This is a genomic window from Haloarcula sp. CGMCC 1.2071 (assembly GCF_037078445.1).
Classification (GTDB): Archaea; Halobacteriota; Halobacteria; order Halobacteriales; family Haloarculaceae; genus Haloarcula; species Haloarcula amylolytica.
Genome location: NZ_JAYMGY010000002.1, coordinates 541,114 through 567,026, shown reverse-complemented (window position 1 = coordinate 567,026; position 25,913 = coordinate 541,114). Strand labels below are relative to the sequence as shown.

The following is a 25,913-nucleotide window of genomic DNA, read 5'->3' as shown; positions in this document are numbered from 1 at the left end:
GGGCACCATTGAGTGGTAGAGAATGGTATTACCGGTTGAGGAGCGTCGAGGGACGTGCTACGCTCTGTAGCACCGATAACGGCAACCCCAAATACGCGTCTGACGCCCGTTAGACGGCATTTACCGACAGCTGAGGCGAAACCAACACCAAGGTTTAATACTCCGACCAATAAATTAGCAGAACAGATGAGTTCTGAATCGCCACGAAACCCGCTGTTAGACACATGGACTGAAACATCGTCACATATGTTCAACAGCGTCGTTGCAGCTAACCGGGCAGCGTTCGCTGCGTTCGGCGTCCAGCAGGAGGACGAGAACGGCGTAACGCCCGCAGACCGTATCGAGCCGGACGAAGATCTCCCAGAATGGCACGTCTCGATCTCCGAAGACCACCCGGGCCGCCTCGGCGTCGGCGACCACGTCGATTTCACGAAGACGATCTCGGAGAACGACGTGCAACAGTTCGCCGCCGCGAGCGGCGACACGAACCCGCTTCACCTGGACGACGAGTTCGCAGAGCAGACGCGCTTCCGCGGCCGCATCGCCCACGGGACGCTCGTCGGCAGCCTCATCAGCGCGGCCTTAGCACGCCTCCCGGGGCTGACGATCTATCTCTCGCAGGACCTGGAGTTCCACAACCCGGTCCGTATCGGCGACCGACTCACTGCCGAGTGTGAAATCGTCGAGGACCTCGGCGACGAACAGTACCGGCTGACAACGCGCGTCCTCGCAGACGACGAAGTCGTCATCGACGGCGAAGCGGTCGTCCTCATCGACGACCTGCCGGAATAACTCAGCAGAACGCTCGAACGGCCCGGTTGAAACGGTCGGGGTGTTCCCGCGGCGGACAGTGCCCGCAGTTCTCGAAGATTTTCAGCGTACTATCAGTGACCGTTCCAGCCGCCTGCTCGGACCACCGACGGGGGAGCAGTGGGTCGACGGCCCCGTGAATCAACATCGTCGGCACGTCTATCTCGTCCAGCCGGTCGGAGTAGTCGGTCCGGAAACCGCACCACTGGAACTCGCTGCGCTGCCAGCGCCGCATCGCCCGGACGGTCTGGCGGTCGACGGCGCTGTCGACGTCGTCGACCAGTTGCTGGGGTGGCTCCCCGGGACCCATGCTTCGGAGACTGTTTCTGATCGCCGACTGGGACGATCCCACGCCCTGCCAGAGCATATTTCCGAGTATCGGCGTCTGCAAGACGCTGCTGGCCGCTGTGCGCCAGTAGGCGTCGGCTCCCAGCCCGTAGCTATCGACCAGTACCAGCCGCTCGACCGGGCCACCATCGAGCGCGTGGCCGAGCGCGATTGCACCGCCCATCGAGAGGCCCGCCAGCGCGGGTTCCTCGATACCGAGCGCGTCGATGAACTCGGCCACGGTCTCAAGGTAATAGTCGGTCGTGTACGCGCGGTCTGGCTTGTCGCTGTCGCCGTGGCCCGGCAAATCGAGCGCGTACACCGTTCGCTCCGGCGCGAGTGCGGGGAGTGCGTGACGCCACGAAACTGTCGCGGCGTCCAGCCCGATGCCGTGGAGAAACACCAAAGGCGGCCCCTCGCCGCCGGTCCGGTAGTGAATATCGACGTCCTCGCCGTCGACGGACAGTTCGACGCGCTCGGACGAAATCCCTGTCGTCATCGGCGTTCGTTCGGGACCGAGGGCGTATGAGCCTTTGTATCCGCCCAGTTATGACGGCGGGGGCGTCCGAAATCGGTCACTCTGATCGCTCGTACGCACCGTCTCGCTGGAGTCGGGCTTGCTCGCGGACGATAGCTGGTGTCCGACAGCGGCCCGGTTCGCCGGTGACCTGCGGGACGGTGCAGTTGTTACAGCTCTCACACAGCGCGTCTGAACCGTCGAGCAAGCGAGCGCCGAGGCGTGGCTCGGCATAGAAGGGGCGGGCCATCCCGACCGCGTCGGCTGCGGGGACGGCCCCAGTCGCACCGAGGTACCGGTCACAGTCGTCGCGCGTCCGGAGGCCGCCTTCCAGTAGGACCGGTACGTCCACGCGCTCGCGGACCGCCCGGCAGAAGTCGGCATTCCAGCCCGGATCGCGGCCGAACCGGCGTGCCTGCAGTCGATTGAGCAGCCGGACGGCACGCGCTCGCAGTCGGCCGCCGAAGACCGCCGCGTAGTCGTCCTGCAGGTCGCTCGCGTCCCAGGCCCGATCCGGGAACGCGCCGCGGACGATGCTCATGTCCCAGAACGGCGAGACCTCGACCGGAACGAGCCCGTCGTAGCCGATGGCCGCCGCCCGCTCGGCGATACCCACGCCATCCCTCCGAGTGAGATGCCGTCGAACGAAACTCGGCGCAACGGTCTCGGCTGGGACTTTCGTGACCAGTGGCACGTCTCCGGCGTGGTCGCGCACGGCGTCGTGGACGGCTTCGAGGAACCGAACGCCGTCCCTGAACTCGTCGTCCCGGCGGTTGTAGAACGGCGAGAGGAACTGCTGTATCAGGCTCATGTTCGCCGTCGAGAGGTGGATGCCGTCGTAGCCCGCGTCGACGGCGTAGCCGGCACACCGTCCGAACTGCTCGGCCAGGTCCCACACCTCGCTCGTCGAGAGCACGTCCGGCTGCAACGAAATCAGGCCCGCCCGGTCAAGCGCCCGGAGCTGCCACGGCGGGCGGCTGACAGCGAGCTGGCGCTGGTCCGGATGCTGTCGGCGATACTCGGCGTGCCACGTCGCCATGCTCCGGAGGCCACCGTGGGCCAGTTGCAGGAAGATACGGCCACCGTGGTCGTGGATAGTCCCGGTGAGCCGTTCGAGGCGCTCGACAAAGGCCGGGTCGTGGACCCGCGTCATGTTCGGCGCGGCACAGCCGCCGCGGTCGGTGACGATGCTCGCCCCCTGAAAGAGGAGGCCGACACCCGAGGCGGCCGTCGGTTCGAGTTCGTCGATGAGCGTGTCGACGGCCCCCTCGCCGTTGCCCGCACACTCCAGTACCGGTGCGCGGTACAGCCGGTTGGGGATCTCGACGCCGCCGATCTGCAGCGGCGTCTCCAGCGCGGTCACGACTGCTCGCGTTCGTCGAAGGTCGCCTCGGTACGGACGCCGTCCTGTGGTGTCACCTGCTGGATGGCCGCCCGGACTTCCGTCGGCGAATCGAACTCGCCGTCGGTACTGCCCGCAAGCGCGTCCGAGAGGTCCGCTGCGGGCGGGTCGGCGCTGCCGTATTCGTCTGCCAGTTCCGCCACGCGGACCGGGTACGCGGCCCCGCCGGTGGTGCGGTCGACCGTCGCCTCGACCCGGCGGGCGCGCTCGCTGGCCCGCTGCCGTGCCGTCCGCTGTGGGTCCATGTGTGAGAATAGCACAGTTATCGTCAAAATTCTATCGCTACTTCTCGACCGGCAACAGCGCAACGCGCTCCCGGACGGCGTCGGGAAGCCCGCCGGCCGTCGCGGCGAGTTCGGTGTCAGTCACGTCGAAGAACGACCGGACGCGGCCCTCATCGTACTCTCCCAGGGTAGACGCAGCCGTAAGCTGCTCGCGAACATCGCTCGCGGCTGCTTCGATACCGTTCTGGTTTCTTTTTCCTACGTGAGAATCTGTCCGTTCGTGGTCGACGATGACCGCGACGACGGGACAGGACCCCTTGCTGACGCCCATCGTCAGCGCGCGGTTGATCTGGCGACGGCCGGCCGCATACAACAGAATCTCGACGCCGAAGTCCTCGGCGATGGTGTCACCCCGCCCATGTGCCCGAGTTGCGAGGTCGACGGCCAGTTCGAGGTGAGCGCGGTCCACGACGTAGCGGGCGTCGAACGCCTGCACCGTGACGCCGTGGCGGTCACCGATTGCACTGAGCGTCTCTACGAACGATCCCACGTCATCAATATCGGCAGTGCCCTCGACGACCTGCATCAGAAATCACCCAGGCTCGACTGATCTTCGTTGGCTGTCGTTTCAGCGTTCGTGTCGCTATCCGAACCGTCGTCGAGGTCGACCTCCACGTCGGGCGCGGGCTCGACGCCCTCCATCGACGGGTCCCGGTGGCCGGCGTTCTCCAGTACGTTCTCGGCCGTCTTCCGGCGGCCCCGGAGCGCTGCCAGCACGACGGCTTTGTCCGCGTCCCGGAGCTGTGCGCGGTCGGTGATGCCGGCCTGGAACAGCCGGCGGGCGCGCTTGCGGCCGACGCCGCGAACGCCGGCCAGGTCGACCAGTTCCTCGCGCACACCGTGTTCGACGCGGATGCGGGCCTCGCTGATAGCTCGGGCGGCGTCCAGATCGACCTCGCTGGCCAGCGATTCGGCGGCTCCGAGCAGCCACTGGGCCGTCTCGACCTTCCCGCGGATGTCGCCCGGGCCGACGCCGTACCGTTCCGTGATGGTCGCCTCGTCGACCTCCGTGGCCCAGTCTTCGAGCAGGCGGGCGGTCTTCAGCGCCGAGAGCCAGTCTTCGAAACGGCCCTCCTCGAACTCCGAGGGCGTGGGGCCGAGCAACTCCTTCTCGCGCTCGAACAGCTCCATTTCGTACTCCTCGCGGTCGCCCGAACGAAGGTACAACTGGTACATGTCCGGCGTCCGCGAGACGAGATGGTACAGGCCCAGCGCGGAGATGTCGTCCGGGTCCCGGTCGGCGTTATTGCTTTCGTCGCCGTCCCCGGCCAGTTCGCTGGCGGTCGTGAAACCGCTGTCAGCCGGCGGTTCAGCGGGTGCGTCAGCCGGCGACCCGCTGGCCGAGGTGCTATCGCTGACGCCCCGCTCCCAGTCCCGGAGGCCGTCGACGATTTCGGCGGCGCTCATCGGGTCGAGATAGAGCCGCGAGACAGTGTGGCCCAGCGACGTGGCATCCAGCTCCCCGCTTTCGATTTCCAGAAAGTCATTGCGCTGGAGGTACGTGAGCACGTCATCGACGACCCGTTCGAGCTGGCCGCTGTCGTCGGTCTGGCTCGCGTACAGCGTCTGTTCGAGGAACTCGAGCAGCCCCTCGCGCGAGCGGGCGAAGCCGGAGGCGACAGTGGCGAGGATGTGGGTCCGCAGGGCCGGTTCGGCCGCGAGCTTCGACCGGACCGGCTCCGGGTCGGCCCAGACGTACCGTTCGAACAACTCGTCCACTTCGTCGTGACTTGAGGCGATGAGAACCGCCTCGCCGTATGGGTCGAGTCCCGGGCGGCCGGCCCGCCCCATCATCTGGTGCACTTCGAGCACCGACAGCGGGGCCATCCCGCCGGCCGAGCCGTCGTAGCGCCGCCAGTCGCGGACCACGACGCGCCGAGAGGGCGTGTTGACGCCGGCCGCGAGCGTCGGCGTCGCACAGACGACCTTCACCAGCCGGTCCCGGAAGGCGTCCTCGACGAGTTCGCGGTGGCCGCGCGAGAGGCCGGCGTGGTGGAACGCCGCCCCGTCCGCGACGGCGTCCGCGAGGTCGTCGCTCGTCTCCGTGTCGCTCACGTCACGGATTTCCTCGGCGATGTCGGCCAGTTGGGCCCGCTCCTCGTCGGTGAGGTGGGGGCGGACGGTGTTCGCCAGCCGGCCCGCGGCCGCCTCAGCGTTGCGCCGGGAGTTGACGAACACCAGCGTCGACCCGTCGTCTTCCAGCGTATTGCGGACGATAGCCGCCGTCTGCTTCTCGTTGTTCTGCACCGAGAGCCGCTGCTGGCTCCCGTCTTCGAGATGCAGCGCCTGCCCGTAGTGGACCCCCTTCTGGAGGTCGATGGGCCGCCAGTCCGAGTCGACGAGCCCCGCGTCGAGCCACGTCGCCAGCGCCTCGGCGTTGCCGATGGTCGCCGACAGCGCGACGGTCTGGAGGTCGGGGTTGAGCCGGCGGAGTTTCGCCAGTGTCACCTCCAGGGTCGGCCCCCGTTCGCCGTCGTCGACCAGGTGGACCTCGTCGGTGACGACGCAGGTGAGGTCCTCGATCCAGGGCGCGTCGTTGCGGACCAGCGAGTCCACCTTCTCGCTGGTCGCGACGACGATGTCCTTGTCCGCGAGCCACCCGCCCTCGGATTCGTAGTTCCCCGTCGAGACGCCGATGTCGAGGCCGTACTGTTCGAACTCCTCGAAGTCGGCCTGCTTCTCGCTGGCCAGCGCCCGCAGCGGGACGATGTACAGCGCCTTGCCGCCGCGGGCGACCGAGGAGAGCATCGCTAGCTCGGCGATGAGCGTCTTCCCGCTCGCCGTCGGAATCGACGCGACCAGGTTCTCCCCCTCCGTAACGCCGGCCTCGACGGCCTCGGCCTGGGGCGGGTACAGCTCCTCGATGCCGTCGTCGCGCAGGTGGTCCGGGAGCCACTCGGGCACGCCCGGCAGGTCCGCAACATCCATTACACCCCGTTTGGGCCCTGCCGTGATTTAAACTGTCGCACTGCAACCGCATCGACTCGCCGGCGTGTCGACCGCCGAGGGGAACGCCTTTGCCCGCGAGCGGCTAACACGAGGTATGCGAGTCGAGTACGACTACGACACCTGTATCGGGATGTTCCAGTGTGTCGCGGAGTGGGACGCCTTCGAGCGCGACGAGGACGCCGGCAAAGCGGTGCTGGCAGACAGTGAGGAACACGGAGAGGACGTGTTTGTCCGGGAGGTCCCCGACGACGCCGAACTGGACGCGAAGTTCGCGGCCCGGTCCTGTCCGGTCGACGCAATCACGATCTACGACGACGACGGCGAACAGCTCATTCCCTGATTATTCCCTCGACAGTCGCTTCGAGCACGACGCTTCCAGCGATATCTTCATCGACCGAGTCCACGACAGCTGGGTCGGCCTGACTGGGTTCGTCGCCGCGGCTGACGCGCCAGACAGTCACGTCACCGACGAGGTTCACACCGCCGTCCGCCCGCGGGTCGACGCTCGCCACGGTAAGTTCACAAACCAGCCGCTCGCCGGTGTACACCGGGCGCTGGAACCGCAGGTCCATCCGCGAGGCGAGCACTTCCAGATCGCCGCCGATGCTGGTCAGCAGTGACGCGGTGAGCAGCCCCTGGACCATCCGCCGCCCGTCCCCATCAGGCTCAGTATGGCGGGCCTGGTCGTCTCCGGAGAGGGCGGCGAACTGGTCGACGTCTTCGGGCCGGAACGTCCGCGTCTCAGTGAACGTCTCGCCGGCTTCGACGGGAGGCATGTGCTGGCCTGTCGGCGCTACGGGAGAAAAATCTACGGCCTCGTCCCGAAACCCACAGGGGGCTGGGCTCCTCAGATCAGAGCGATGTCGACTGGTGGTCCCCTCCGCCGCCTTCTGACTGCGTTCCCCGCGTTGCTGGCCAGTGCAGGGCTCGTCGACCGGGAGAAGGCGACCGCCGCGACGGACCTCGCCGCGCCGGTGATGGTCACGGGCGGCCTCCGGATCCTGCTGCGCCTCGCCGACTTCCTGATGGTCGGGCTGGCGCTCGGTGACGCGGCTATCGCCGGTCTCGAACTCGGCTTCCAGTACTACTTCGTCGGGTTCGGGCTCTCGCTTGCGGTCTCTTCCGGGACGATCAGCGTCGTCTCGCGGCTACAGGGAGCCGATCAACCCGAGCGGGCGAACCTCGCGGTAAAACAGTCGCTGTGGATCGCACTGCTCGTCTCCCTGCCGCTGTCGGCGCTCTGCTGGCGCTATCCGGAGCTTCTGGTGGGGGTTCTCACCGACGACGCGGCGACTATCCGGTTCGGTGCAACGTATCTCGCCATCGTAATGCTGTCGCTGGCCCCGCGGTTCTGGAGCATGGTCGCCGCCCGGGCACTGGCCGGCAGCGCGGACACGAAGACGCCGATGTACGTCCGCCTGCTCACGCTACCGACGAACGTCGCACTCAACGCCGTCCTCATCTTCGGCGTCGGCCCGTTCCCCGAACTCGGCATCGCCGGTGCGGCGTGGGGGACGACCATCGCGAACACGCTTGCAGCGGTGATTTTCCTTGGACTGTTGCTGTCCGGGCGCTACGTCGTCACGCTCCGGCCCGGCGGGACGCAGTTCAGCGCGGGGCTTATGCGCGAAATCGTCCGCGTCGCGCTCCCGCTGTCCGGGATGCGCTTGCTCCAGACGTTCGCCCGCTTCCCGTTCCTGTTCATCCTGGGCGTGCTGGGGACGCCGACGCTCGCGGCCTACGCCATCGGCCGCCGGGTCATGCTGCTGGCGCTGATGCCGGCGTGGGGGTACGCCACCGCCGCGTCGACGCTGGTCGGGCAGTCGCTGGGGGCCGGTGACGAGGGGGAGGCGACCGCCTACGGCTGGCAGACGCTCCGCGTAGCGCTCGCCGTCCAGCTCGTCGTGGCGCTCCTGCTCGTGGTGTTTGCCCGCCCCATCGTCGCCCTGTTCGGGACCGCCTACCCCGAACTGGCGGCCGCGTTCGTCCGCGTCTTCGGCCTGCTCGTTGCCGGGTTCTCCATCTCCCGGACGATGCGGGGCAGCCTGCGTGGCGCCGGCGACACCCGCTGGCCGCTGTACGGGACGTTTCTGGGCGGCTACTGCTACCGGCTCCCGGTGGCTGCCCTCGCGCTCCCGTCGTCGTTCGTCGTGACAATTCCCGTTCTCGACATCGCCGTCTCGCCGGGGCTTGGGCTCGGCCTGCCGGCCATCTTCGCTGCGCTCGTCGGCGATTTCTACCTGAAAGCCGCAGTCAACGCGGGCCGGTTCTGGTCCGGCGGGTGGCGCGACGTAGCCAGACGGTCCGGTGTCGGTACGGCCGACGACTGACGGCGAACGCTATCGTCCACACCGGCCCGCTGTCGACCGCGTCACTCGACCTGTGCGACGGCTTCGACCTCGACGACGGCCTCGGGTGTTGCCAGACCGCTCACCTCGACCATCGTCGCCACGGGGCGCACGTCGCCGAAGAACTCGCTGTGGGCCTCGCCGACCCGCTCCTGGTCGTCGATATCGGTGACGTACATCCGGGTCTGGACCACGTCCTCGATAGCGGTGTCGTGATCCGCGAGCGCGTCCTCGACGATACCGAAGGCGTGTTTCGCCTGTTCGTACGGGTCTCCCGGCGCGACGACCTCGCCGTCGTCGTCCGTAGCGATGGTCCCGGCAACGCGGACGGTATCACCCGCACGTATCGCCCGCGAGTAGCCGACTTGCTCTTCCCAGTCTGTGCCCGTGGAAGTGCGTTCGCGACCCATACCCAATAGACGCTGTGGGCCCCGAAAATCGTTTCTCAAGTTTTAATGTCCGGCCCGAGATACTCATTGGCATGAGCAAGGCTACGAAAATCGTCCTCGGAACAATCGGCGTGTCAGCACTGCTATCCATCGGCATCGTCATCAACCTCGTCCTGTTCTCGGCGTAGATGTTCACCGAGCGTTCACTGACCGGCGATCTGCCGGCAGTACGTGAGGCCTACGCCCCGGAGACGCTCGTACTGAACTGCGACCGTGACTTCGAGACGCTGGACCCCGCAGTCGCCGAGGAACTCCTGCTGGTGACCGACAGTTTAGATCAGATTTCCTACGACGGCGCGTGGCTGCCGACCACAGCGCCAGAGGTGCTACAGGAGTACATCGGCAGCAGCCTCACTATCGGGATGCCGGGCGACGGCGGCGTCGCCTGGACACACCAGACGGTTCCCCCCTGCGTGTTCGTCAAGCCCCGGCTGGAGACGTCGCCCGATGACTTCGTCTCGTTTCTCGTCGCCGAGGCGCTCGTCGAGGTCAGTCTCGACGAACCTGAGCATTTCCTTGGCTTCTTCAGCGAGCGCTACCCGGAGTTCGTGGCCGCCACCGAGGACCACCTCGATGCGAACGCCCGGTACCAGCTCGCAGCGGCGGTGTACACAGCGTATCTGGGCCTCCAGACCCGCGCGGAGTTCACCGACTGGGCCGACAGCTACCCAGAGCTACACGCGGCGTGGGACGACGCCGGCGAGCGTCTGCAGCCCCGCCTCGAAGACCTCCCCAGCGAAATCGCCCAGGGCCAGACAGAGTTCGCCGCGGCGGCCGAACTCGCCTGTAGCGGCGTCAAGCACGGACTCGACCTGCCCGCGCCGTTTGCCGCGCTCGACACCGACGCCTATCTGGAGTACGGTGCTGACTACGCTGTCCAGTGGGCCGAGACGACCTTCGAGAAGATGGAGTAACGGAGTGCCGTGTCGGTGCTCCAGTAAATACGATTTACTACGTTGTACTACAGCCGCTCCAGCACCGCGTCGGCGTCGTAGTTGAGCGTCAGCTCCCGCGACCGACCGCGACCCTCGACGTTGGTGTAGTCGGCGTCGATGATGTCGAGCTGGTCGAGCTTGTTGATGATCTCGGAGTACCGGGTGTAACCCAGGTCCGTCTGCTCGGAGAAGGCGTCGTAGATGTCGCCGGCCTGCTGGCCGTCGTGGGCGGCGATGACTTCCACGAGCGCGGTTTCCGAGTCCGACAGCTCCCGCAACCGGCGGGAGAGGTGGACGTATTTGGACTTGTCGTAGGCCTCCTCGACGTCCTCGGTTTCGACCGAGCGGGAGGCACGCATCTCGGCGTTCATGCCGGCCCGGCGCAGGAGGTCGATGCCAACCCGGAGGTCGCCGCCCTGCTCCTCGGTCAGTTCGGCGACGCGGTCCAGCACCGTGGGGCCGACGACACCTTCGTTGAACCCCCGGTCGGCGCGCTCGCCCAGGATATCCGCGATTTCGGCCTGTCCGTAGGGATTGAAATACACCTCCTCCGGACGGAACACGGACTGGACACGCGTATCGAGTGCGTCGATGACGTCCAGTTCGAGGTCAGAGGAGACACAGATGACGCCGATTTTCGCGCCGGAGTGGGCTTCGTGGGCGCGCAACAGCGAGTACAGCGTGTCGCTGGCCTCGCTCTCGTAGAACAGGTAGTTCACGTCGTCGAGGGCGACGACGAGTACCTCGTCTTCCTCGACCAGCTTGTCGGTAATCTGGGAGAACAGTTTCTTGAAGGAGATGCCCGAGGACGGCGGCTCGTAGTCGAATATCTCGGCGAACAGCCGCGAGAAGACGGCATAGCGCGTCGAGTCCATCTGGCAGTTCACCCGGACGGTTTTCACGTCCGTCTGGGCGGTGAGTTCGTCGAACAGTATCTGGACGGCTGTCGTCTTCCCCGTGCCCGGCGGCCCGCGGGCGATGACGTTGAGCGGGCGCGACCCGCGGACGGCCGGCCGGAGCGCGTACTTCAACGTCTCCATCTGTGTGTCCCGGTGTTTGAACGTCTCCGGGAGCCAGTCGATTTCGAAGACGTGTTCGTCCCGAAAGACGGACTCGTCCCAGCCGAGCATCCGGTCCTCGGGGTCGTCGCTCATCACTTTCACCGAGCTTCGCGGCCCACTTAACCATTTGCCACAGGTTCACGAGCAGTGACAGGTACACGAGGGACCGCGGTTTCGCTGGCCGTCCCTACTCGAACTTCCCGAGCAGGTCGCTGTAGAACCCATCGGCATCGTCGGCACCGTCGTCGGCGAGCTTCTCGACGATGAGCTCCGGCGTCGAACGGGCGAGCTTTCCCTTCACCGGCGAGCGCTCGACGCGCAGTTCGCCGTCTTCCAGCCCCTTGGCTTCGATGCCGTCGATGCTGATGTCGGTCTCGGCGGCCTCGCGGATATCGCGTGCGAGGTGGGAGACGAAAATCGCCGTGGCCTGCCGCTCGCCCAGCGCTTCGAGGATACCGGCCATGATCTTCGCGCTGGCACCGGGCTCGGTGATCGATTCGAGTTCGTCGACCAACACCATCACCGGGCGGTCGTCGGTCCCGGCCGCCGGGTCGTCGCTGTCCGTTGTCGCATCGCCGTCAGCTTCCGCTCCGTTCCCGTCCGCTTCCGTCGACCGGTGGTCCACGTCCGCGACGAGGTCGCCGAACTCCCGAAGCGTGGCCTCGAACGCGCCGGCGTCGAGCGTGCCCTGAGTCTTGGCGTGGTAGTGGAGTTCTGACACCCGGCCGACGCGGGCCGACTCCGCCGGGACGGGCAGGCCCATGTGCGCCAGCGTCGTCACCAGCGCTACGAGGTCCAGCGTCGAGGTCTTGCCACCGCTGTTGACCCCCGAGAGGACGGTGACGCCCTCGACAGCGTAGTCGACGGGCTCGACGGCGTCGAAGGGCACGTCGAGCAGTGGTGATCGTCCGCCCTCGATGGCGACGCCTTCGGACTCGGTCAGTTCCGGCATCGTGCAGTCGAAGTCCGCGGCGAAGCGGGCTATCGCCAGCTCCACGTCGAGTTCCAGCGCCGCGTCGACCAGCGCGGCAGCATCGTCGCGCATCTCGGCGAGGTCGTCGGCCAGCTCTCGCTTGCGGCGGGTCGCGCGCTGGTCGCGTGCGGCAGTCAGTTCCTCGCGGAGGCGGGCGACGACATCCTCGCTGTGTTCGACCGGGTAGGCCGGCTCGTCGGGGAACGCCCGGCGCGCCGTCGCCTCCATGTCTCGGAGCGCCAGCGCGTCGACGAGGTGGTCGCGGGCTTTCTCGACGGCGGCGGCGTACTCGTCGGCCAGTTCCCGCTGGAGCAGCGAGTCGACGCCCGCGCCGCGCTCGACCAGCGACAGCAGGTCCGTCCCCTCGATGGTCACGTCCTGCTCTTCGATGGCCTCCCGGAGATGGTCGTTGGCGACGCTCTCGGCGGTCGAGACCGCCGCGTCGAGGTCGTCGACGGCGGTGGCGAGCCGGTCGAGTTCCTCGTCGCCGCTAACGCTCCCGTCCTCGTCGAGCTGGTCGAGCGCCGACAGGAGCGTCTCCAGGTCACACGAGGCGTCGAGGTCGGCGACGCGGTGGACCTCGGCAGCGGCCCGTATCCGGTCGCGGTTGCTGGCAAAGAAGGTGAGGACTCGCTCGGGCACGACGGATTCGGGCTCTTCGAGCGCGTTCGGTTCCACCCGCACGTCGCCCTCGATGTCGACGCCGGCGAATGCTTCATCCAGCGCGACGACCGTCGAGTACGAGCGGGCGAGCTCGGCCAATTGGCGGGCGTCGTCGACGACCTCGACGCTGACCTCCGGAATCGCGGCCTGCGCGTCGGCGTACCGTTCGGCGTCGCGGGTCGCCAGACAGCGGTCCCGGACCCGCACGTCGCCGGGTTCAGAAAGCGGTTCGACGGCCGACAGGGCGTCGAGAACTGCCGGGTCGGGCTCGCGAGCCATCGCCGACTCGGCGAACGCCCGGACTTCCTCGATGCGACTGCGGACGCCGCTGGGGTAAACTGTCTCCAGTCGCTTCGCGGCGTAGTCGGTCACCGTCCGGTCGGTCAGCAGCGCCAGTGCGTCCTCGTGGATCTCTCTGGCGCGTTTCGTCGCGGTGAACCCGCCGGGGTCGTCGTGTTCGGCCCGGATCGCGCCGCGAGCGATGCGGGCGGCCCGGCCCTCGCTGATGCCCGGTGCGCGTGCGAGCGACGCCACGTCGCCGTCCCGGAGCGCCGCCTCCGGGTCGTCTAGTTCCCGGAGCGCCGCGGCTGTCTTCGCCCCGACGCCCGGAACCGATTCGAGCTCCATCTGCCCGCCCATTCGACGCCAGCGAGAAAAAACCCGTCGCCAGCGGCTCCGGCGACGGAGTGGGCGTCCGACACCGCTTCGACCACGTCAGCTGAACACCGAACGCGAAGGCGTTTTTGCGCTCCACCGAGAAGGGAATCCCATGTCTGCTGTTTCGGAGAAGCTAGCGGCCGCCCGCGAAGACCTCGAATCGCGAGACGGCGTGCTGATCGCCTTCTCCGGTGGTGTCGATTCGAGTGTCGTCGCCGCACTGGCTCACGACGCCCTCGGCGACGACGCCATCGCCTGTACCGCCAAATCTGAGACGCTCCCCGCCGCCGAGCTGACGGACGCCACCCGCGTCGCAGAGGAAATCGGCATCCGTCACGAGATTGTGGAGTTCTCCGAACTCGACAGCGACGAGTTCATCCAGAACGACGACATGCGGTGTTACCACTGCCGGTCGATGCGGCTGGGCGCGATGTACGACCGCGCCCGCGAGCTCGGCATCGACGTGGTGTGTGACGGGACGAACGCCTCCGACGTGGGCGAGGGCCACCGCCCCGGCCTGCGCGCCGTCGAGGAACTCGACGCCTACTCCCCGCTGCTGGAACATGACATCGAGAAGTCCGAAGTCCGCGAAATCGCCCGCGAATACGACCTCTCCGTAGCCGACAAGCCCTCCATGGCCTGTCTCTCCTCGCGGATTCCGACCGGCCTCGAAGTCACCGAAGAGCGCCTCTCCCGTGTCGAGAAAGCCGAGCGCCTCCTGCGAACGTGGGGCTTCGAACAGTTCCGCGTGCGCGATCACGACGGCCTCGCCCGCATCGAGGTCGGCGAGGAAGAGCTCGAAACCGCGCTCGACCCCGACTTCGTCCGCACCGCCCGCGACCACATCGAGGACTGCGGCTTCGACCACGTAACGCTGGACCTCCACGGATACGAAACCGGCAGTGTGAGCCCCGAAACGGAGGAGCCAGCCGAAGCGGAGACTGAGGACGTGGTCAGCAACGTGTTCGACGCCGACTACCCGTCCGTCGACTGAGGAGCCCACGCTCATCGAACATAGTTCTCAGCGGCGACGACCGCTCAGTCAAGCAACGTCCGCCAGCCAGTCAGTTCTTCGCCGACCAGTTCAGGGCCGTCCCCATCGAGCCGAATCTCGTTGACGGCGCAGTTCGGCTGCGAGTCCTTGGCCAGCGCCGCGTCCGGATCTTTGTCCGTGAGTTTCGCCAGCAGGACTTTGATGACGCCGCCGTGGGTGACCACCAGCGTCGTCTCGCCGGTGTCGGTGGTCGTAATCGCTCGGTCCCACGCCGACTCGACCCGCCCGCGGAAGGTCGGAATGCCCTCGCCGCCCTCCGGGGCCGCATCGAGCGAGATGACGCTCGCGTCCCGGTCGTGGTCGGGGTACTCGCCGAGCAGTTCCTCGGCGTACAGGCCCTGCACGATTCCGAAGCCGCGCTCGCGCCAGTCGGTATCGAATTCGGGGTCGGGCAGGCTGCCGTAGCCGTTCCCGACCGCAGCGGCCGTCTCGCGGGTGCGCCGGAGGTCCGAGGCGAAAACGCGGTCCACGTCGTAGCGGTCGTCCAGCCACGCGCCGAGCGCCCTGGCCTGCGTCTGTCCCTGGTCGGTCAGTTTGCTCGGTGCCCATCCCTGGATGCGCCCGTCACGGTTCCACGTCGTCTGGCCGTGCCGGGCCACGAGCAGCGTCTCCATATTATGCCTCCCCGCTTCGCCAGCGCGCGACGGCGATGGTCCCCTCGTAGAGGAGGATGAGGCCGGCGGCGACGGCGATAGCGGCGTTTCGCGGGAGGCTGAACTGGTTCACGAGGCGGAACAGCGTCGGGTCGGGGCTGCCGAGGTAGCCGACGACGATGGCGACGGCCCACACCGGCAGGCGGGCGGCCCGGAACCCGCGCCAGAGCCTGACCGAGCCGTAGTAGTTCTTGTTCACGTACGCCAGCGCCTCGAACAGGACGATCATCCCACCGCCGACGAGCATCGGTGTGGCGTTGCCGAGGCCAACGGCTGCGAGCGTCTCAGTAACCGTGGCCGGTAATTGCTCGTAGTAGCCCGTCGGTACCGGCGCGGGGCTGAGCACGTAGCCGGCGATACCGAAGACCAGCCACGCGGCGGGGCGGCGCGCGGCGAGGTCGTCCGCCGTCGGGACCGGCGACGTGCTGCCGGTCCAGCGGAGGAGCAGCAGGGTCCCCTCGAACAGCCCGATCATCGTCACGGCGACCATGAGCGGGGCCATCCCGGTCGGGTCCGGGCTGAACAGGAACGCCACGGCGGCGAAGCCACCCCAGAAGTACAGCCGCCGGTCCTGAAGCCACTGGCGCGTCGTCACGCCCATCATCACCGCGAGCATCACGAACAGCGGGATCTGGAAGATGAGCGCGAACAGCCCGAGCATCAGGATGATGAGGTTGAACGTCTCGCTCAGGCCGAAGGCCAGGTCGGCCGCGCGGTCGGAGTAGGTGATGAAGTAGTCGAACATCGCCCGCAGCACGGCGAAGTACGCGAAGCCGACGCCGACGGCTGCGAGGACCAGACTGGTCGGGACTGCCGCGAGGTAGTAGCGACGCTCGCGGGGGTACAGTCCCGGCCGCATGAACAGGTACGTCTGGTAGACGAACACCGGCAAGGCGGCGATAAAGCCGACTAGCGAGGACACTTTCAGCCGCGCGAGAATCAGCGCAAGCGGGTTGTACACGTTCGGACAGTCCGCCCCTTCGACGACACTGCCCTCGGCATTCGTCGCGACCTGACCGCATTGGCTTGCCGGGCCATCGAGGAAGGAGTACCACAGGAAATTGATGAGTTCGTCGGAGTACGGCAGGGCGATGACGGCGACGACGGCCATCACGCCGACGACGACGAACAGCCGCATCGCCATCTCCTCGACGTGGTCGGCGAGGGGCATCTCCTCGTCGTCGGGCGCGCCCTCGTCGACGATGTCCTCATCCGGGTCGTAGGTGGGTGCGTTCCCGCCGCCGTGGGTCGGTGCGGCACTGCCACCAGCCGGTGACGGCGTCGACTTGCCCCAGTCGGTCGGGACATCTGCCGGGACAGCGGCAGCAATGTCCGACGCGTCCCGGTCAAACAGCCCGGCGCTGGATTCGGATTCAGTCGGCGTGGCGTGAGAGCCAACGGTATCCTCATTGCCGCCGGCCGGTGCGGGACCGGGGCTCGTTACTTCGTCCGTCTCCCGATCGGCATCGGCCTCGGCCACGGGGTCGGTGGGGATCGACGACTCGTCGGATTCGTCGTCGGACGGTAGTGGCGGCTCTTCGGACCCGCGCCGCTCGTCGTCTGCGTCACCGTCCTCCATCTGTCCCGGGCTTAGACGGTGGGTGTTGTAAACTTTCTTTTCGAGCAGTGGCTGTCACCGGGATGAATAAATTGATAACGCCCACTGGGCTAGGCACAGAGAAGATGGCGAGTGCTATCGACGAGGACACCGTCCAGACGGTCCAGAGCGGGCGCGCCACGCTCGGCGCGATGCTCCGCTCGGCACAGGTGCACCTCCAGAAGGTGTTCATCGTCTTCGTCATCGGGATGATCGGCACGATCATGGGGCTGCAGTACGGCGTCTGGGACACGCTACGTGCCGATCTCCTGTACTCGCAGATGGACCTCACTACGCAGGAGGCCACGAGCATCGTGGCGGTCACGCCGTTCGACGTCATCCTCCTGCAGGTGAAAATCGGGGCCGTCATCGGGATTCTCATGTCGCTGCCGCTGTTGATCTACTTCGGCCGCGACGGGCTCCGCCAGCGCGGCTGGTGGCCGGCAGAACACATCCCGACCTGGAAGGGCGCGCTGTTCGTCACGATCAGCTTGGGTCTGTTTTTCGGCGGCGTCGCCTACGCCTACGAGCTGTTCTTCCCGCTGATGTTCAATTTCCTCGCCGGCGACGCCTTCAAAGCCGGCTTCACGCCGCAGTACTCCATCGTCAAGTGGTTCCAGTTCGTCTTCCTGCTGGCCGTCTCCTTCGGACTCGCCGCCCAGTTGCCCCTCGTGATGACGGTGCTCTCCTACACCGAAATCGTCCCCTACGAGACGTTCCGGGACAAGTGGCGCTACGCGGTGATGGGGATTTTCGCCTTCGGCGCGCTGTTCTCGCCGCCGGACCCCTTCACCCAGATTATGTGGGCCGCGCCGCTGTGTGGCCTCTACGGCATCAGCCTCGCGCTGGCGAAGCTCGCGATGCTGGTCCGTCGCTCCGGTGACCTGGTAAGTACGTGGAGCGTCGCCCGCGGGCACTGGAACACGATTCTCGGCGGTGCAGTGCTGGGCGGCGGCGTGGTGTACTACGTCCTGGCGACGCCGGCATTTCAGTACGTTCAGCGGTTCGCCGAGGTGTTCCCTTCCGACCGGCTCACCGGCGACATCCAGCCGCCAGCGCTGTTCGGGCTCCCCATCGAGAGCACGGCGCTGCTTCTCGCCGCCGTGTTCGGTGTCATCGGCGCTGTCGTCGTCCTCTACTACCACGTCCTGACCGCCCTCTCGGAGAAGGCCGGCCCCGGGCAGGTCGGCGACCCGACGGCCATCGACATCGACGAACTCAACGCCTCGGCCGTCGAGGTCGCCCCGCCGGAAGTGTTCGAGGAGATGACCGAAGACGAGGCGCTCGCTCACGCCGACCGCGCCCTCGCGGACGACAACAAGGAGAAAGCCCAGGCCGTCCTCGACCGGTGGGACATGGCCCACGAGGACGACTCGGTGGGTGAAGGTGGCGACGGCGCGGACGGGACCGCCGAAGCGGACGAGGAAGAGGCGGGCGTGTTCACCTCGACGACCGCCGGCATGGTCGACGCCTTCACCGAGGACGAGACCACCGAAGACGAGATCGGCGGCTACTACTACGACATCCAGTTCATCCTCAGCGCGCTGGCCTCCCGGGCGTTCGTGATTCTGGGCATTTTCGGGGCAGTGCTCGCCGCCGCGTTCCTGTTCCTCTACCAGGGCGGCATCGGGTCGATACAGCGGACGTTCGTCAGCCGACTCCCGCCGGAGATGGCCGCCGACGTGAGCATCGTCACGCTCCACCCCGTCGAGCACCTGGTGTTCATCGTCAAGTTCTCGACGATACTCGGGGCCGTCTCTGTCATCCCCGTGGTGCTGTACTTCGCGTGGCCGGCGATGCGCGAGCGCGGCCTCGTCATCGGCAACCGCAACATCCTGGGCATCTGGGGCGGGACGCTGTTCGCCGCGCTCATCGGCGGGAGCCTGCTCGGGTTCCTCTACGTGGCCCCGATGACCATCTCCTGGATCGCCTACGACCAGCTGAACTCGAACATGGTCATCGCCTACCGCGTGAGCAAGTTCGGTTGGCTCGTGTTCTTCCTCACCATCGGCATCGGCCTGCTGGCGGAGATCCCGGTGACGATGTTCCTGTTCCACAAGGGCGGCATCATCCCGTTCCACCTGATGTACGAGCGCTGGCGGGAGGTCGTCATCGCCATCGTCGCCCTCTCGGCGATTCTCTCGCCCAGCGGCATCTTCACGATGTTCATCGTCGGCATTCCGACCGCGCTGGCGTATATGCTCGGTCTCGGCATCCTCTGGGTGTACACGCTCGGCGGCCGGCGGACGACGAACCGCCGCAGCGAACCGGCTGACTGACCGCAGCCACGGACGCTTGGAATCGTATTCGACGATGATTACGCCGTCGTCGCTGTCATGGAACGTACGAAGATACTCGTAGCGGTCGGTAGCAGCGCTATCACCACGAATACAGCGACGAGCCCCCACCGCCAGCGGTAGACATCCGAGCGTTGCTTGCCGCTTCAATCTGCGGGTATATTCCACAACAGTAACTGCAAAACAAAACGAGTCAGATAGTCATCCCGGCGCATGCCGTCTACGTAGAGACAGACGGTCGTCGAACCACAGTACATATGCTCACCCCTGATATATTCCTCAGATATGCCCAAGATAAGCGTGGAGGTCCCGGCCGAACTGCTGAACGACATCGACAAGCACGTCGGCGAAGACGGGAAGTTCGTCAACCGAAGCGAAGCCATTCGGGCCTCGGTGCGGAAAACGCTCGACGTGCTTGACGACATCGATGAACGTCAGGGACGACTCGACGATGACCAGTGAGCGGTCGGAGGCGGTGCGCGTCGGCCTCGTCGCGCTGTTCGTGACGGCGCTGGTCACTTCACAGGTGACCGCTTCGAAGCTGCTCGCGTTCTCGCTGCCGTTCTCGCTCCCGCTCGCCGGGTCGACGCTCGTCCTGCCCGGGGCCGCGCTGGCGTACGCGCTGACGTTCTTCGCCTCCGACTGCTACGCCGAACTGTACGGCCGGCGGGCCGCGACGGTCGTCGTCAACGTCGGCTTCGCCATGAACTTCGTCCTGCTGGCGCTGGTCTGGAGTACCATCTTCGCCCCCGGGCTCCCGCAGGCGGCCCAGCCGGTGGATCTCGCGGCCTTCCGGAACGTTCTGGGGGCCAGCACAGCCATCGTCGTCGCCAGCCTGTCGGCCTACGTCGTGAGCCAGAACTGGGACGTGTTCGTCTTCCACTGGCTTCGGGACCGAACCGACGGCGAGAAACTCTGGCTCCGTAACATCGGTTCGACGGCCACCAGCCAGCTACTGGATACGGTCATCTTCGTCGGCGTCGGCTTCATCCTGTTTCAGGGCGTCCCGCCGGCCGAGGCACTGGCGCTCATCGTCGGCCAGTACTTGCTGAAGCTCGCTATCGCCGTCCTCGACACGCCGTTCGTCTACGCTGTCGTGGGCTTCGCCCGGCGAAACGACGTCGCACCGACCCCGGCACGGGCCGACTGAAAAACGACTGCCAGCGGCTCACTCGACCGGTTCGGCGAACGCGTACCGGGGCTTCACGTCGTCGATGCGGACCTCGACGGTTTCACCCGCTTCGACGCCGCTGACGAACACAGTGAAATTCTCGACTTTAGCGATACCGTCACCCTCCTCGCCGATGTCGTCGATAGTGACTTCGACGATGTCACCCTCGCGGACCGGCCCGGTCAGGCGGTGTTTCGCCACCAGATACAGCTCCGAGGAGGAGTCACGGGAGGCGTCGGGACGGACCTCACGGACGTACTCGAACTCCGGTTCGATATCGGCGATGAGGTCGTCGAGGTCCTGCCCGTCGAACACCTTCGCACAGAAGTCCCCGCCCGCGTCGAGCAGGTCCGTCGCCACTTCGAAGGCCTGCCGGACCAGGTGGACCGACCGGGCGTGGTCGAGGTCGTACTGGCCAGTCATGTTCGGGGCCATGTCTGAGATGACCACGTCGACCGGGCCGCCGCTGCCGTCTCCCTCGCCAACGATCTCGCGGATCTCGTCTTTCGTACTGTCCTCGGTCATGTCGCCGCGGACGTACTCGACGGTCGGTTCGGGGTCCTCCAGCTCGTCGATGGTCTGGCGGTCGACGCCGACCAGCGTCCCGCGCTCGCCGATGCGCTCGGCCGCGACCTGCATCCAGCCGCCGGGGGCAGCCCCGAGGTCGACGACGGTCCGCCCCTCGCCCAGCAAGCCGGCCGTGTCGTCTAGCTGCTGGAGCTTGTAGGCCGACCGCGCGCGGTACCCCTCCTGCTTCGCTCTGTTGTAGTAGTCGTCTTTGCCCGACATAGTTACCTCACACCGCGCTGTGACACGTTTTGAGCGCCGAAATGCGGCGAAATCGCAGTCATAGTAGTGGGAAGGCGGTCAGCGCTGAAATGGATGCCGACTCGAAGTTTCCGGCCGAGCCACGGCACGACAGTCGCCAGTCGATCGCCGCACCGACAATCAGGGCAAGCGCCAAGGACGTGACTACGTGCTTTACCATCAAGCCGAACACGTTCAGTACTGTTCTTACCGAGCAAGAACACGTCTCAGCGGCTGAGATTTGCCGTCTCCATATATACAGGTCACGCGCTGAGTCCTATCTGTAGGAAGTGACCTCCCAATGTCAACCATTCCGACGGCGACGCGGAGGCGGGTGTTAGAAGCCCTGGGCGTCGGCACGGCCGCGCTTGCGGGCTGTGCCAGCGCACCGGGCGCAAAAGAGCAACCGACCGAGGCGAAGACGACCCCACAGGAGCCAGCTATGAACGCCGCACAACAGACTGACGTCGACCGTATTGCCGCGGACCCGACCGCAATCCCGGACCCCATCGACCGGTCGGAGCCAAAGACCGTGTCGGTCGAGATGACCACCAAAGAGCAGGTCGCAGAGATTGAGCCGGGCGTCACCTACACGTACATGACCTTCGACGACCAGATTCCCGGCCCGATGGTCCGGGTCCGCCGTGGCGACACCGTCGAACTCACCATCACGAACGAGGAGGGGAACTCGATGCCCCACAACATCGACCTCCACGCGGTCCGCGGCCCCGGTGGCGGTGCTGAGGCGTCGATGGTCACGCCGGGCCAGACCAAGACGTTCCGGTTCAAGGCCACCTACCCCGGCGCGTTCATCTACCACTGCGCCGTCCCGAACCTCGATATGCACATCTCCTCGGGGATGTTCGGGATGATACTCGTCGAGCCGAAAGAGGGGCTGCCCGAAGTGGACCACGAGTTCTACTTCGGCCAGCACGAACTGTACACCACCGGCGACACCGGCGAGAAGGGGCACCACGACTTCGACATGGAGGCGATGGCGGCCGAAGAGCCGACGTACGTCCTGATGAACGGCGAGAAGTACGCAATCACGCCGGACGTTCACGGCGCGCCCAGCATGCAGGTGGGTGAGACAGCCCGGGTGTACTTCGTGACCGGCGGTCCGAACCTCGACTCCAGTTTCCACCCCATCGGCTCCGTCTGGGACGAGGTCTGGCAACAGGGCTCTATCGCCGGGCCGCCGAACAAGTTCGTCCAGACCACGCCGGTCAAGCCGGGGTCCTGTGCCATCGCGACCCTCCACGCCGAGGTGCCCGGGCCCATCAAACTGGTCGACCACGCGCTCTCCCGGGTCGCCCGCAAGGGCATGATGGCCGTCATCAACCGTGAAGGGGCGGCAAACCCCGACGTGTTCGAACCGGAGGTCTGACCGCTTCGCCGGAGGAACGCTCCGCACTGCCGCTTCACGTTCGGCCCGATTACTCGATAGCCGGTATCGCTCGTAACCGCGGCCCCGTCCGCGGTCGCTCGCGCGCACGCGGTTTCAATGAGGGACTTTTTAATGGATGGGGGCATAGTCCGGTTCAAGATGTTCAACGCCATCGTGAGCGCAGACACGCTCCAGGCGACTCTCGACTCTGTGAGCGTGCTGGTGGACGAGTGCAAGATCCACCTCGAAGAAGACGGGCTGGAAATCCGGGCAGTCGACCCGGCGAACGTTGGAATGGTCGACCTGCGGCTCGACGCGGCGGCGTTCGAGTCCTACGAGACTGACGGTGGGCTCATCGGCGTCAATCTCTCCCGGCTCGAAGACATCGCCGGCATGGCCGACGCCGGCCAGCTCGTCCACCTCGACCTGGACGAGGAGACCCGAAAGCTCCACATCTCTATCGACGGCCTCGAATACACCCTCGCGCTGATCGACCCCGACTCCATCCGCCAGGAGCCCGACCTCCCGGACCTGGACCTCTCGGCGAACATCGTCATCGAGGGGAAAGACATCGACCGCTCGGTGACCGCCGCGGACATGGTCAGCGACCACATCGCGCTGGGTGTCGACGCGACAGAGGAACTGTTCTACGTCGACGCCGAGGGCGACACCGACGACGTCCACCTCGAACTCACCCGCGACGACCTCATCGACCTCACCCCCGGGGACGCCCACTCGCTGTTCTCGCTGGATTACCTGAAGAACATGAACAAGGCCATCCCGAAAGACGCCGAGGTCGAGATGGAACTCGGCGAGGAGTTCCCGGTCAAGATGCACTTCAGCTTCGCAGAGGGGCAGGGCCGGGTCACCTACATGCTCGCGCCGCGCATCCAGAGCGAATAACGACGGATGGCGTCCGCGCCGCCGATTCCGGCCACCGACTGGCTGCCGGACAATGCCGAGACGGGGTCGCTCTCGCTGCCAGACGGCCGGCGGCTGGCTTACGCCACGTACGGCGACGCCGACGGCTATCCGGTCCTCTTCTGTCACGGGACGCCCGGGTCACACGTCGTCGCACGGCTACTCGCCGCACCGGCCCGCGAGCGCGGCGTCCGCCTCGTCACCCCGGACCGGCCGGGCATCGGGAACTCCGAAGACGCTTCTGTCACACTCGAGGACTGGCCGGACGACGCCGCACATCTCCTGTCCCATCTCGACATTGACGCGGCTGGTGCCGTCGGCTTCTCCGGCGGCGGCCCGTTCGCGCTGGCCTGTCACCGACTGCCCGAGATAGAGCGGATTGCCCTCATCGGCAGCAGCGGCCCCCCGTCGATCGGCGCGACGGGGCGCGTCCAGCAGTTCGCGGGGGCGCTGTCCCGCCACGCACCGTGGGCGCTCGGCCGGCTCTTTCGCCTGCAACGATGGTTCGCCCTCCGCCGGGACCCGTCCTACGCCGTCGGGTTCGTCGCCGAGGAGACGCCTGAAACGGATGCCCTGACAGCCGACGAGGTGGCCCGGATCGTCCGTGCGGATATGCTCACTTCGATGGCACGCGGTCCGAGCGGAATCATCCGCGAGCAGCGACTCCTCTCGCAGCCGTGGCCGTTTGCCCTCGAAGACATTTCGGTGCCGGTCACCGTGTTTCAGGGGCGAGACGACGCCAACGTCGCCCCGTCGACTGGGAAAGCCCTCGCCCAGCGGCTTCCGGACGCCTCGCTCGCCCTCGTCGACAGCGACCATCTCGGTACGTTGACAGCTGCTGGCGACGACGCGCTGGCCGCCGTACAGCGTCGCACACGCGTCTGACGTACCGTTTTGTGGGTCGGGTGCCAACGGGCCGGTATGGAGAACCTCGGGGACGCGTACAACGACCGGCGCTGGGAGGGACGCGATCCCCGCCGCGTCGTTGCCGGTGCGACCCTGGGGTTCGTCGGCGCGCTGGCGGTGGTCGTGGCGATACTTCTGGTGACGACGCCGCTGTCGGCAGTCGTCGGCGCAACCGAACCCCACGCTGCCGAGAAACTCGGCGGGACGCTGGGTGGGCTGGGAATCCCCGCAATGTTCCTGAGCGTCGTCGCCGTGCTCCCCTCGAGCCGCCGGGAACAGAGCGGTGTCACCGTCGGCGCATTCCTCTGTCTAGTCGGCGTCGGGCTGTTTCAGGTAGCATATCCCTACAACTGGACGGTGGGCGGGCAGACGCTGGCGTTCGAAACGACGATGGCGTACTTCATCGGGACGTGTGTGGCGTTCTGGTTCGTCTTTACCGCGATGGCGAGCTTCCGGCGTCGGAACAACCCACACGGCACCGTGAAACTGGAAATTTCGCACAAAGGCGAAACCAAGACTGTGCAGGTGTCCCCACAGGAGTACAAGCGCTACACGCAGGCGGTTCGTGGCGACGGCGGCACGACCGACGAGGTCATTCAGGAACTGGAGTCCCGAATCGAAGACTAAGCGTAGCTGAGCGTTACTCGGCGGCCGTCGTTTCGTTGCCGCTCCGGTCCGACTCCGTCATCGAGTCGCGGTCTGTCTCGTCGATCTCCGTCGTCTCGACTTCGGTCTCCTCGTCGTCATCGTCATTGTCGTCGGCATCTGCACCTTCGCCGACTTCCTCGACTTCGACATCCTTGCCAGCGACGCCGCTCTCCGAGATGACCGGCAGGAGGTTGTAGCCGCCGTTGCCCTTCTTGACGACGTTGATGTCGAAGACGAAGTCGACCGATTCGCCGGCGACGACTTCGAACGGCTTGGTGAGCTGGAGCTTCTCGCTCGGGATCTTCACATCGACCGACGCGCCGTCGACGACCCCGTCGACGGATTCGGCGTACAGTTCGATCTTGTTGTAGCGGCCCGCTTCGAGTTCGCCGTCGAGGACGCCGATGGCCTTGTCCCCGACGACCTCGGTGAGGTCGACGGTCACGCCGTCGAGTTCGCGGACGACGAAGCCGCCCTCACTCTCGTCAGCTTCCTCATCCGTGTCCTCGCCGTCTTCGGCCTCGTCCTCGGCGTCATCTACCGTTTCTGTCTCGGTCGACGCGGCCGTCTCCGTCTCAGTTGAGTCGGCCGTGGCCGTTTCAGTTGCCTCGGCCGTCGCCGTTTCCGTCGCGTCAGTCTCGGTCGCGTCTGCGCTTTCCTCCGTCGCCTCGTCGTCTTTCGCCCGGAAGATACGAGCCCTGGAGAACGACACGTCGAGCGAGTCGAAGTCGCCGATAGCCGCGGGCTGGTCGCTGATCAGCAGCCGGAACGTCCCGACAGTTCCACCGTCGTCCGTCATCGCGTCCTCGTCGGTGGAGCCGCCGTCACTGGTTCCGTCACCGCTGGTCCCGTCAGACCCGCCGGAGTCGCTCGACCCGGAACAGCCGGCGAGAAGACCGACCCCGACGCCCGCGCCCGTGGCGATGAACCGTCGTCGTCTCATCGGCCACGTCCCGTCTGCGCTGTCGTCGCTGTCGATTCTATCGCTGCTGTTGCGAACGTATTCATTCCATAGCGTGGGATGGGACTGGCGCGTATATGCCCCGCGATAGGTCAAATAGAACTGTACCTCTCTGAACGGAATGAACGGTCTGGCC

General features: G+C 66.4%; 26 protein-coding genes. 13 read left to right on the top strand and 13 right to left on the bottom strand.

The features are described 5' to 3' along the window. Positions 1-246: 246 nt before the first annotated feature. Positions 247-792: a MaoC family dehydratase gene (locus VI234_RS06890; RefSeq protein WP_008306979.1), complete on the top strand. Its 546-nt coding sequence runs from the start codon at positions 247-249 to the stop codon at positions 790-792. Position 793: 1 nt separating this feature from the next. On the opposite strand, the gene VI234_RS06885 is transcribed toward VI234_RS06890, so the two are convergent. The 5 genes from VI234_RS06885 to VI234_RS06865 form a co-directional block, all read right to left on the bottom strand. Continuing rightward, the gene (locus VI234_RS06885) at positions 794-1,636 is read right to left on the bottom strand and encodes an alpha/beta fold hydrolase (protein WP_008306980.1); all 843 of its coding nucleotides are present in this window, start codon (positions 1,634-1,636) and stop codon (positions 794-796) included. Between the two features lie 76 nt (positions 1,637-1,712). After that, positions 1,713-3,017 (bottom strand): oxidoreductase, encoded by a 1,305-nt coding sequence (locus tag VI234_RS06880; protein ID WP_336329591.1) that lies wholly within the window; start codon positions 3,015-3,017, stop codon positions 1,713-1,715. Further along, positions 3,014-3,301 carry a hypothetical protein gene (locus tag VI234_RS06875; protein WP_008306984.1) on the bottom strand — a complete coding sequence of 96 codons (288 nt, stop codon included), beginning with the start codon at positions 3,299-3,301 and terminating at the stop codon, positions 3,014-3,016. The genes VI234_RS06880 and VI234_RS06875 overlap by 4 nt, the downstream gene beginning before the upstream one ends. 37 nt (positions 3,302-3,338) lie before the next feature. Further along, a complete protein-coding gene (gene cgi121, locus VI234_RS06870; RefSeq protein WP_336329590.1) occupies positions 3,339-3,866 on the bottom strand; it encodes a KEOPS complex subunit Cgi121 in 528 nt (175 codons plus the stop codon). Further along, the gene (locus VI234_RS06865; RefSeq protein ID WP_008306991.1) at positions 3,866-6,268 is read right to left on the bottom strand and encodes an ATP-dependent DNA helicase; all 2,403 of its coding nucleotides are present in this window, start codon (positions 6,266-6,268) and stop codon (positions 3,866-3,868) included. The genes cgi121 and VI234_RS06865 overlap by 1 nt, the downstream gene beginning before the upstream one ends. Before the next feature lie 115 nt (positions 6,269-6,383). On the opposite strand from VI234_RS06865, the gene VI234_RS06860 reads away from it, so the two are divergent. Continuing rightward, entirely contained in the window at positions 6,384-6,629 is a 246-nt protein-coding gene (locus VI234_RS06860; RefSeq protein WP_008306993.1) for a ferredoxin, read from the top strand. Here VI234_RS06860 and VI234_RS06855 read toward each other — a convergent pair. Further along, complete coding sequence (locus VI234_RS06855; RefSeq protein ID WP_336329589.1) at positions 6,619-7,065, bottom strand: enoyl-CoA hydratase; 447 nt, start codon at positions 7,063-7,065, stop codon at positions 6,619-6,621. The two genes, VI234_RS06860 and VI234_RS06855, sit on opposite strands and share 11 nt — an antisense overlap. Before the next feature lie 84 nt (positions 7,066-7,149). Between VI234_RS06855 and VI234_RS06850 the strand changes: the two genes are divergently transcribed. Further along, a complete protein-coding gene (locus VI234_RS06850; RefSeq protein WP_008306996.1) occupies positions 7,150-8,619 on the top strand; it encodes an MATE family efflux transporter in 1,470 nt (489 codons plus the stop codon). Positions 8,620-8,660: 41 nt separating this feature from the next. Here VI234_RS06850 and VI234_RS06845 read toward each other — a convergent pair whose 3' ends face one another. Then, complete coding sequence (locus VI234_RS06845) at positions 8,661-9,047, bottom strand: RidA family protein (protein WP_336329588.1); 387 nt, start codon at positions 9,045-9,047, stop codon at positions 8,661-8,663. Positions 9,048-9,118: 71 nt separating this feature from the next. Between VI234_RS06845 and VI234_RS21280 the strand changes: the two genes are divergently transcribed. Both VI234_RS21280 and VI234_RS06840 read left to right on the top strand, forming a co-directional pair. Then, positions 9,119-9,214, top strand: coding sequence for a hypothetical protein (locus VI234_RS21280; protein ID WP_008306998.1), 96 nt, complete (start codon positions 9,119-9,121; stop codon positions 9,212-9,214). Beyond that, positions 9,215-10,000: a DUF7089 family protein gene (locus VI234_RS06840; RefSeq protein ID WP_336329587.1), complete on the top strand. Its 786-nt coding sequence runs from the start codon at positions 9,215-9,217 to the stop codon at positions 9,998-10,000. A gap of 47 nt (positions 10,001-10,047) precedes the next feature. Here VI234_RS06840 and VI234_RS06835 read toward each other — a convergent pair whose 3' ends face one another. Both VI234_RS06835 and VI234_RS06830 read right to left on the bottom strand, forming a co-directional pair. Then, positions 10,048-11,175: an ORC1-type DNA replication protein gene (locus tag VI234_RS06835; RefSeq protein WP_008307001.1), complete on the bottom strand. Its 1,128-nt coding sequence runs from the start codon at positions 11,173-11,175 to the stop codon at positions 10,048-10,050. Positions 11,176-11,269: 94 nt separating this feature from the next. Further along, positions 11,270-13,345, bottom strand: coding sequence for a helix-hairpin-helix domain-containing protein (locus VI234_RS06830; RefSeq protein ID WP_336329586.1), 2,076 nt, complete (start codon positions 13,343-13,345; stop codon positions 11,270-11,272). Positions 13,346-13,487: 142 nt separating this feature from the next. Here VI234_RS06830 and larE point away from each other — a divergent pair, with 142 nt between their 5' ends. After that, a complete protein-coding gene (gene larE / locus VI234_RS06825; RefSeq protein ID WP_008307006.1) occupies positions 13,488-14,369 on the top strand; it encodes an ATP-dependent sacrificial sulfur transferase LarE in 882 nt (293 codons plus the stop codon). A gap of 44 nt (positions 14,370-14,413) precedes the next feature. On the opposite strand, the gene VI234_RS06820 is transcribed toward larE, so the two are convergent. Continuing rightward, a complete protein-coding gene (locus VI234_RS06820; RefSeq protein WP_008307011.1) occupies positions 14,414-15,043 on the bottom strand; it encodes a histidine phosphatase family protein in 630 nt (209 codons plus the stop codon). Position 15,044: 1 nt separating this feature from the next. Further along, positions 15,045-16,661, bottom strand: coding sequence for a twin-arginine translocase subunit TatC (locus VI234_RS06815; protein WP_336329585.1), 1,617 nt, complete (start codon positions 16,659-16,661; stop codon positions 15,045-15,047). Positions 16,662-16,765: 104 nt separating this feature from the next. On the opposite strand from VI234_RS06815, the gene VI234_RS06810 reads away from it, so the two are divergent. The 3 genes from VI234_RS06810 (at position 16,766) to VI234_RS06800 (ending at position 20,126) form a co-directional block, all read left to right on the top strand. Then, on the top strand, positions 16,766-18,958 hold the full coding sequence (locus VI234_RS06810) for a twin-arginine translocase subunit TatC (protein ID WP_336329584.1): 2,193 nt from the start codon (positions 16,766-16,768) through the stop codon (positions 18,956-18,958). Between the two features lie 303 nt (positions 18,959-19,261). Continuing rightward, the gene (locus VI234_RS06805; RefSeq protein WP_008307016.1) at positions 19,262-19,438 is read left to right on the top strand and encodes a ribbon-helix-helix domain-containing protein; all 177 of its coding nucleotides are present in this window, start codon (positions 19,262-19,264) and stop codon (positions 19,436-19,438) included. Continuing rightward, complete coding sequence (locus VI234_RS06800; protein WP_008307018.1) at positions 19,428-20,126, top strand: queuosine precursor transporter; 699 nt, start codon at positions 19,428-19,430, stop codon at positions 20,124-20,126. The genes VI234_RS06805 and VI234_RS06800 overlap by 11 nt, the downstream gene beginning before the upstream one ends. 18 nt (positions 20,127-20,144) lie before the next feature. Here the strand turns inward: VI234_RS06800 and VI234_RS06795 are convergent, their stop codons facing one another. After that, entirely contained in the window at positions 20,145-20,936 is a 792-nt protein-coding gene (locus VI234_RS06795; RefSeq protein ID WP_008307020.1) for a 23S rRNA (uridine(2552)-2'-O)-methyltransferase, read from the bottom strand. A gap of 319 nt (positions 20,937-21,255) precedes the next feature. Between VI234_RS06795 and nirK the strand changes: the two genes are divergently transcribed. The 4 genes from nirK (at position 21,256) to VI234_RS06775 (ending at position 24,795) form a co-directional block, all read left to right on the top strand. After that, positions 21,256-22,341, top strand: a complete 1,086-nt coding sequence (nirK, locus tag VI234_RS06790) for a copper-containing nitrite reductase (protein ID WP_336329583.1) — start codon at positions 21,256-21,258, stop codon at positions 22,339-22,341. Between the two features lie 159 nt (positions 22,342-22,500). Continuing rightward, on the top strand, positions 22,501-23,244 hold the full coding sequence (locus VI234_RS06785) for a DNA polymerase sliding clamp (protein WP_004516027.1): 744 nt from the start codon (positions 22,501-22,503) through the stop codon (positions 23,242-23,244). A 6-nt stretch (positions 23,245-23,250) separates the two neighbouring features. Beyond that, positions 23,251-24,147, top strand: coding sequence for an alpha/beta fold hydrolase (locus VI234_RS06780; protein WP_336329582.1), 897 nt, complete (start codon positions 23,251-23,253; stop codon positions 24,145-24,147). Positions 24,148-24,183: 36 nt separating this feature from the next. Then, on the top strand, positions 24,184-24,795 hold the full coding sequence (locus VI234_RS06775) for a DUF7139 domain-containing protein (RefSeq protein ID WP_336329581.1): 612 nt from the start codon (positions 24,184-24,186) through the stop codon (positions 24,793-24,795). A gap of 13 nt (positions 24,796-24,808) precedes the next feature. On the opposite strand, the gene VI234_RS06770 is transcribed toward VI234_RS06775, so the two are convergent. Further along, on the bottom strand, positions 24,809-25,759 hold the full coding sequence (locus VI234_RS06770) for a DUF4382 domain-containing protein (protein ID WP_336329580.1): 951 nt from the start codon (positions 25,757-25,759) through the stop codon (positions 24,809-24,811). Positions 25,760-25,913 lie beyond the last annotated feature (154 nt).

What these genes read in the sequence shown, in the direction of transcription:
- VI234_RS06890 (WP_008306979.1), top strand. Translation starts at nt 247, where the DNA reads ATGTTCAACAGCGTCGTTGCAGCTAACCGGGCAGCGTTCGCTGCGTTC.
- VI234_RS06885 (WP_008306980.1), bottom strand. Translation starts at nt 1,636, where the DNA reads ATGACGACAGGGATTTCGTCCGAGCGCGTCGAACTGTCCGTCGACGGC.
- VI234_RS06875 (WP_008306984.1), bottom strand. Translation starts at nt 3,301, where the DNA reads ATGGACCCACAGCGGACGGCACGGCAGCGGGCCAGCGAGCGCGCCCGC.
- cgi121 (WP_336329590.1), bottom strand. Translation starts at nt 3,866, where the DNA reads ATGCAGGTCGTCGAGGGCACTGCCGATATTGATGACGTGGGATCGTTC.
- VI234_RS06865 (WP_008306991.1), bottom strand. Translation starts at nt 6,268, where the DNA reads ATGGATGTTGCGGACCTGCCGGGCGTGCCCGAGTGGCTCCCGGACCAC.
- VI234_RS06860 (WP_008306993.1), top strand. Translation starts at nt 6,384, where the DNA reads ATGCGAGTCGAGTACGACTACGACACCTGTATCGGGATGTTCCAGTGT.
- VI234_RS06855 (WP_336329589.1), bottom strand. Translation starts at nt 7,065, where the DNA reads ATGCCTCCCGTCGAAGCCGGCGAGACGTTCACTGAGACGCGGACGTTC.
- VI234_RS06850 (WP_008306996.1), top strand. Translation starts at nt 7,150, where the DNA reads ATGTCGACTGGTGGTCCCCTCCGCCGCCTTCTGACTGCGTTCCCCGCG.
- VI234_RS06845 (WP_336329588.1), bottom strand. Translation starts at nt 9,047, where the DNA reads ATGGGTCGCGAACGCACTTCCACGGGCACAGACTGGGAAGAGCAAGTC.
- VI234_RS21280 (WP_008306998.1), top strand. Translation starts at nt 9,119, where the DNA reads ATGAGCAAGGCTACGAAAATCGTCCTCGGAACAATCGGCGTGTCAGCA.
- VI234_RS06840 (WP_336329587.1), top strand. Translation starts at nt 9,215, where the DNA reads ATGTTCACCGAGCGTTCACTGACCGGCGATCTGCCGGCAGTACGTGAG.
- VI234_RS06835 (WP_008307001.1), bottom strand. Translation starts at nt 11,175, where the DNA reads ATGAGCGACGACCCCGAGGACCGGATGCTCGGCTGGGACGAGTCCGTC.
- VI234_RS06830 (WP_336329586.1), bottom strand. Translation starts at nt 13,345, where the DNA reads ATGGAGCTCGAATCGGTTCCGGGCGTCGGGGCGAAGACAGCCGCGGCG.
- larE (WP_008307006.1), top strand. Translation starts at nt 13,488, where the DNA reads ATGTCTGCTGTTTCGGAGAAGCTAGCGGCCGCCCGCGAAGACCTCGAA.
- VI234_RS06820 (WP_008307011.1), bottom strand. Translation starts at nt 15,043, where the DNA reads ATGGAGACGCTGCTCGTGGCCCGGCACGGCCAGACGACGTGGAACCGT.
- VI234_RS06815 (WP_336329585.1), bottom strand. Translation starts at nt 16,661, where the DNA reads ATGGAGGACGGTGACGCAGACGACGAGCGGCGCGGGTCCGAAGAGCCG.
- VI234_RS06810 (WP_336329584.1), top strand. Translation starts at nt 16,766, where the DNA reads ATGGCGAGTGCTATCGACGAGGACACCGTCCAGACGGTCCAGAGCGGG.
- VI234_RS06805 (WP_008307016.1), top strand. Translation starts at nt 19,262, where the DNA reads ATGCCCAAGATAAGCGTGGAGGTCCCGGCCGAACTGCTGAACGACATC.
- VI234_RS06800 (WP_008307018.1), top strand. Translation starts at nt 19,428, where the DNA reads ATGACCAGTGAGCGGTCGGAGGCGGTGCGCGTCGGCCTCGTCGCGCTG.
- VI234_RS06795 (WP_008307020.1), bottom strand. Translation starts at nt 20,936, where the DNA reads ATGTCGGGCAAAGACGACTACTACAACAGAGCGAAGCAGGAGGGGTAC.
- nirK (WP_336329583.1), top strand. Translation starts at nt 21,256, where the DNA reads ATGTCAACCATTCCGACGGCGACGCGGAGGCGGGTGTTAGAAGCCCTG.
- VI234_RS06785 (WP_004516027.1), top strand. Translation starts at nt 22,501, where the DNA reads ATGTTCAACGCCATCGTGAGCGCAGACACGCTCCAGGCGACTCTCGAC.
- VI234_RS06780 (WP_336329582.1), top strand. Translation starts at nt 23,251, where the DNA reads ATGGCGTCCGCGCCGCCGATTCCGGCCACCGACTGGCTGCCGGACAAT.
- VI234_RS06775 (WP_336329581.1), top strand. Translation starts at nt 24,184, where the DNA reads ATGGAGAACCTCGGGGACGCGTACAACGACCGGCGCTGGGAGGGACGC.
- VI234_RS06770 (WP_336329580.1), bottom strand. Translation starts at nt 25,759, where the DNA reads ATGAGACGACGACGGTTCATCGCCACGGGCGCGGGCGTCGGGGTCGGT.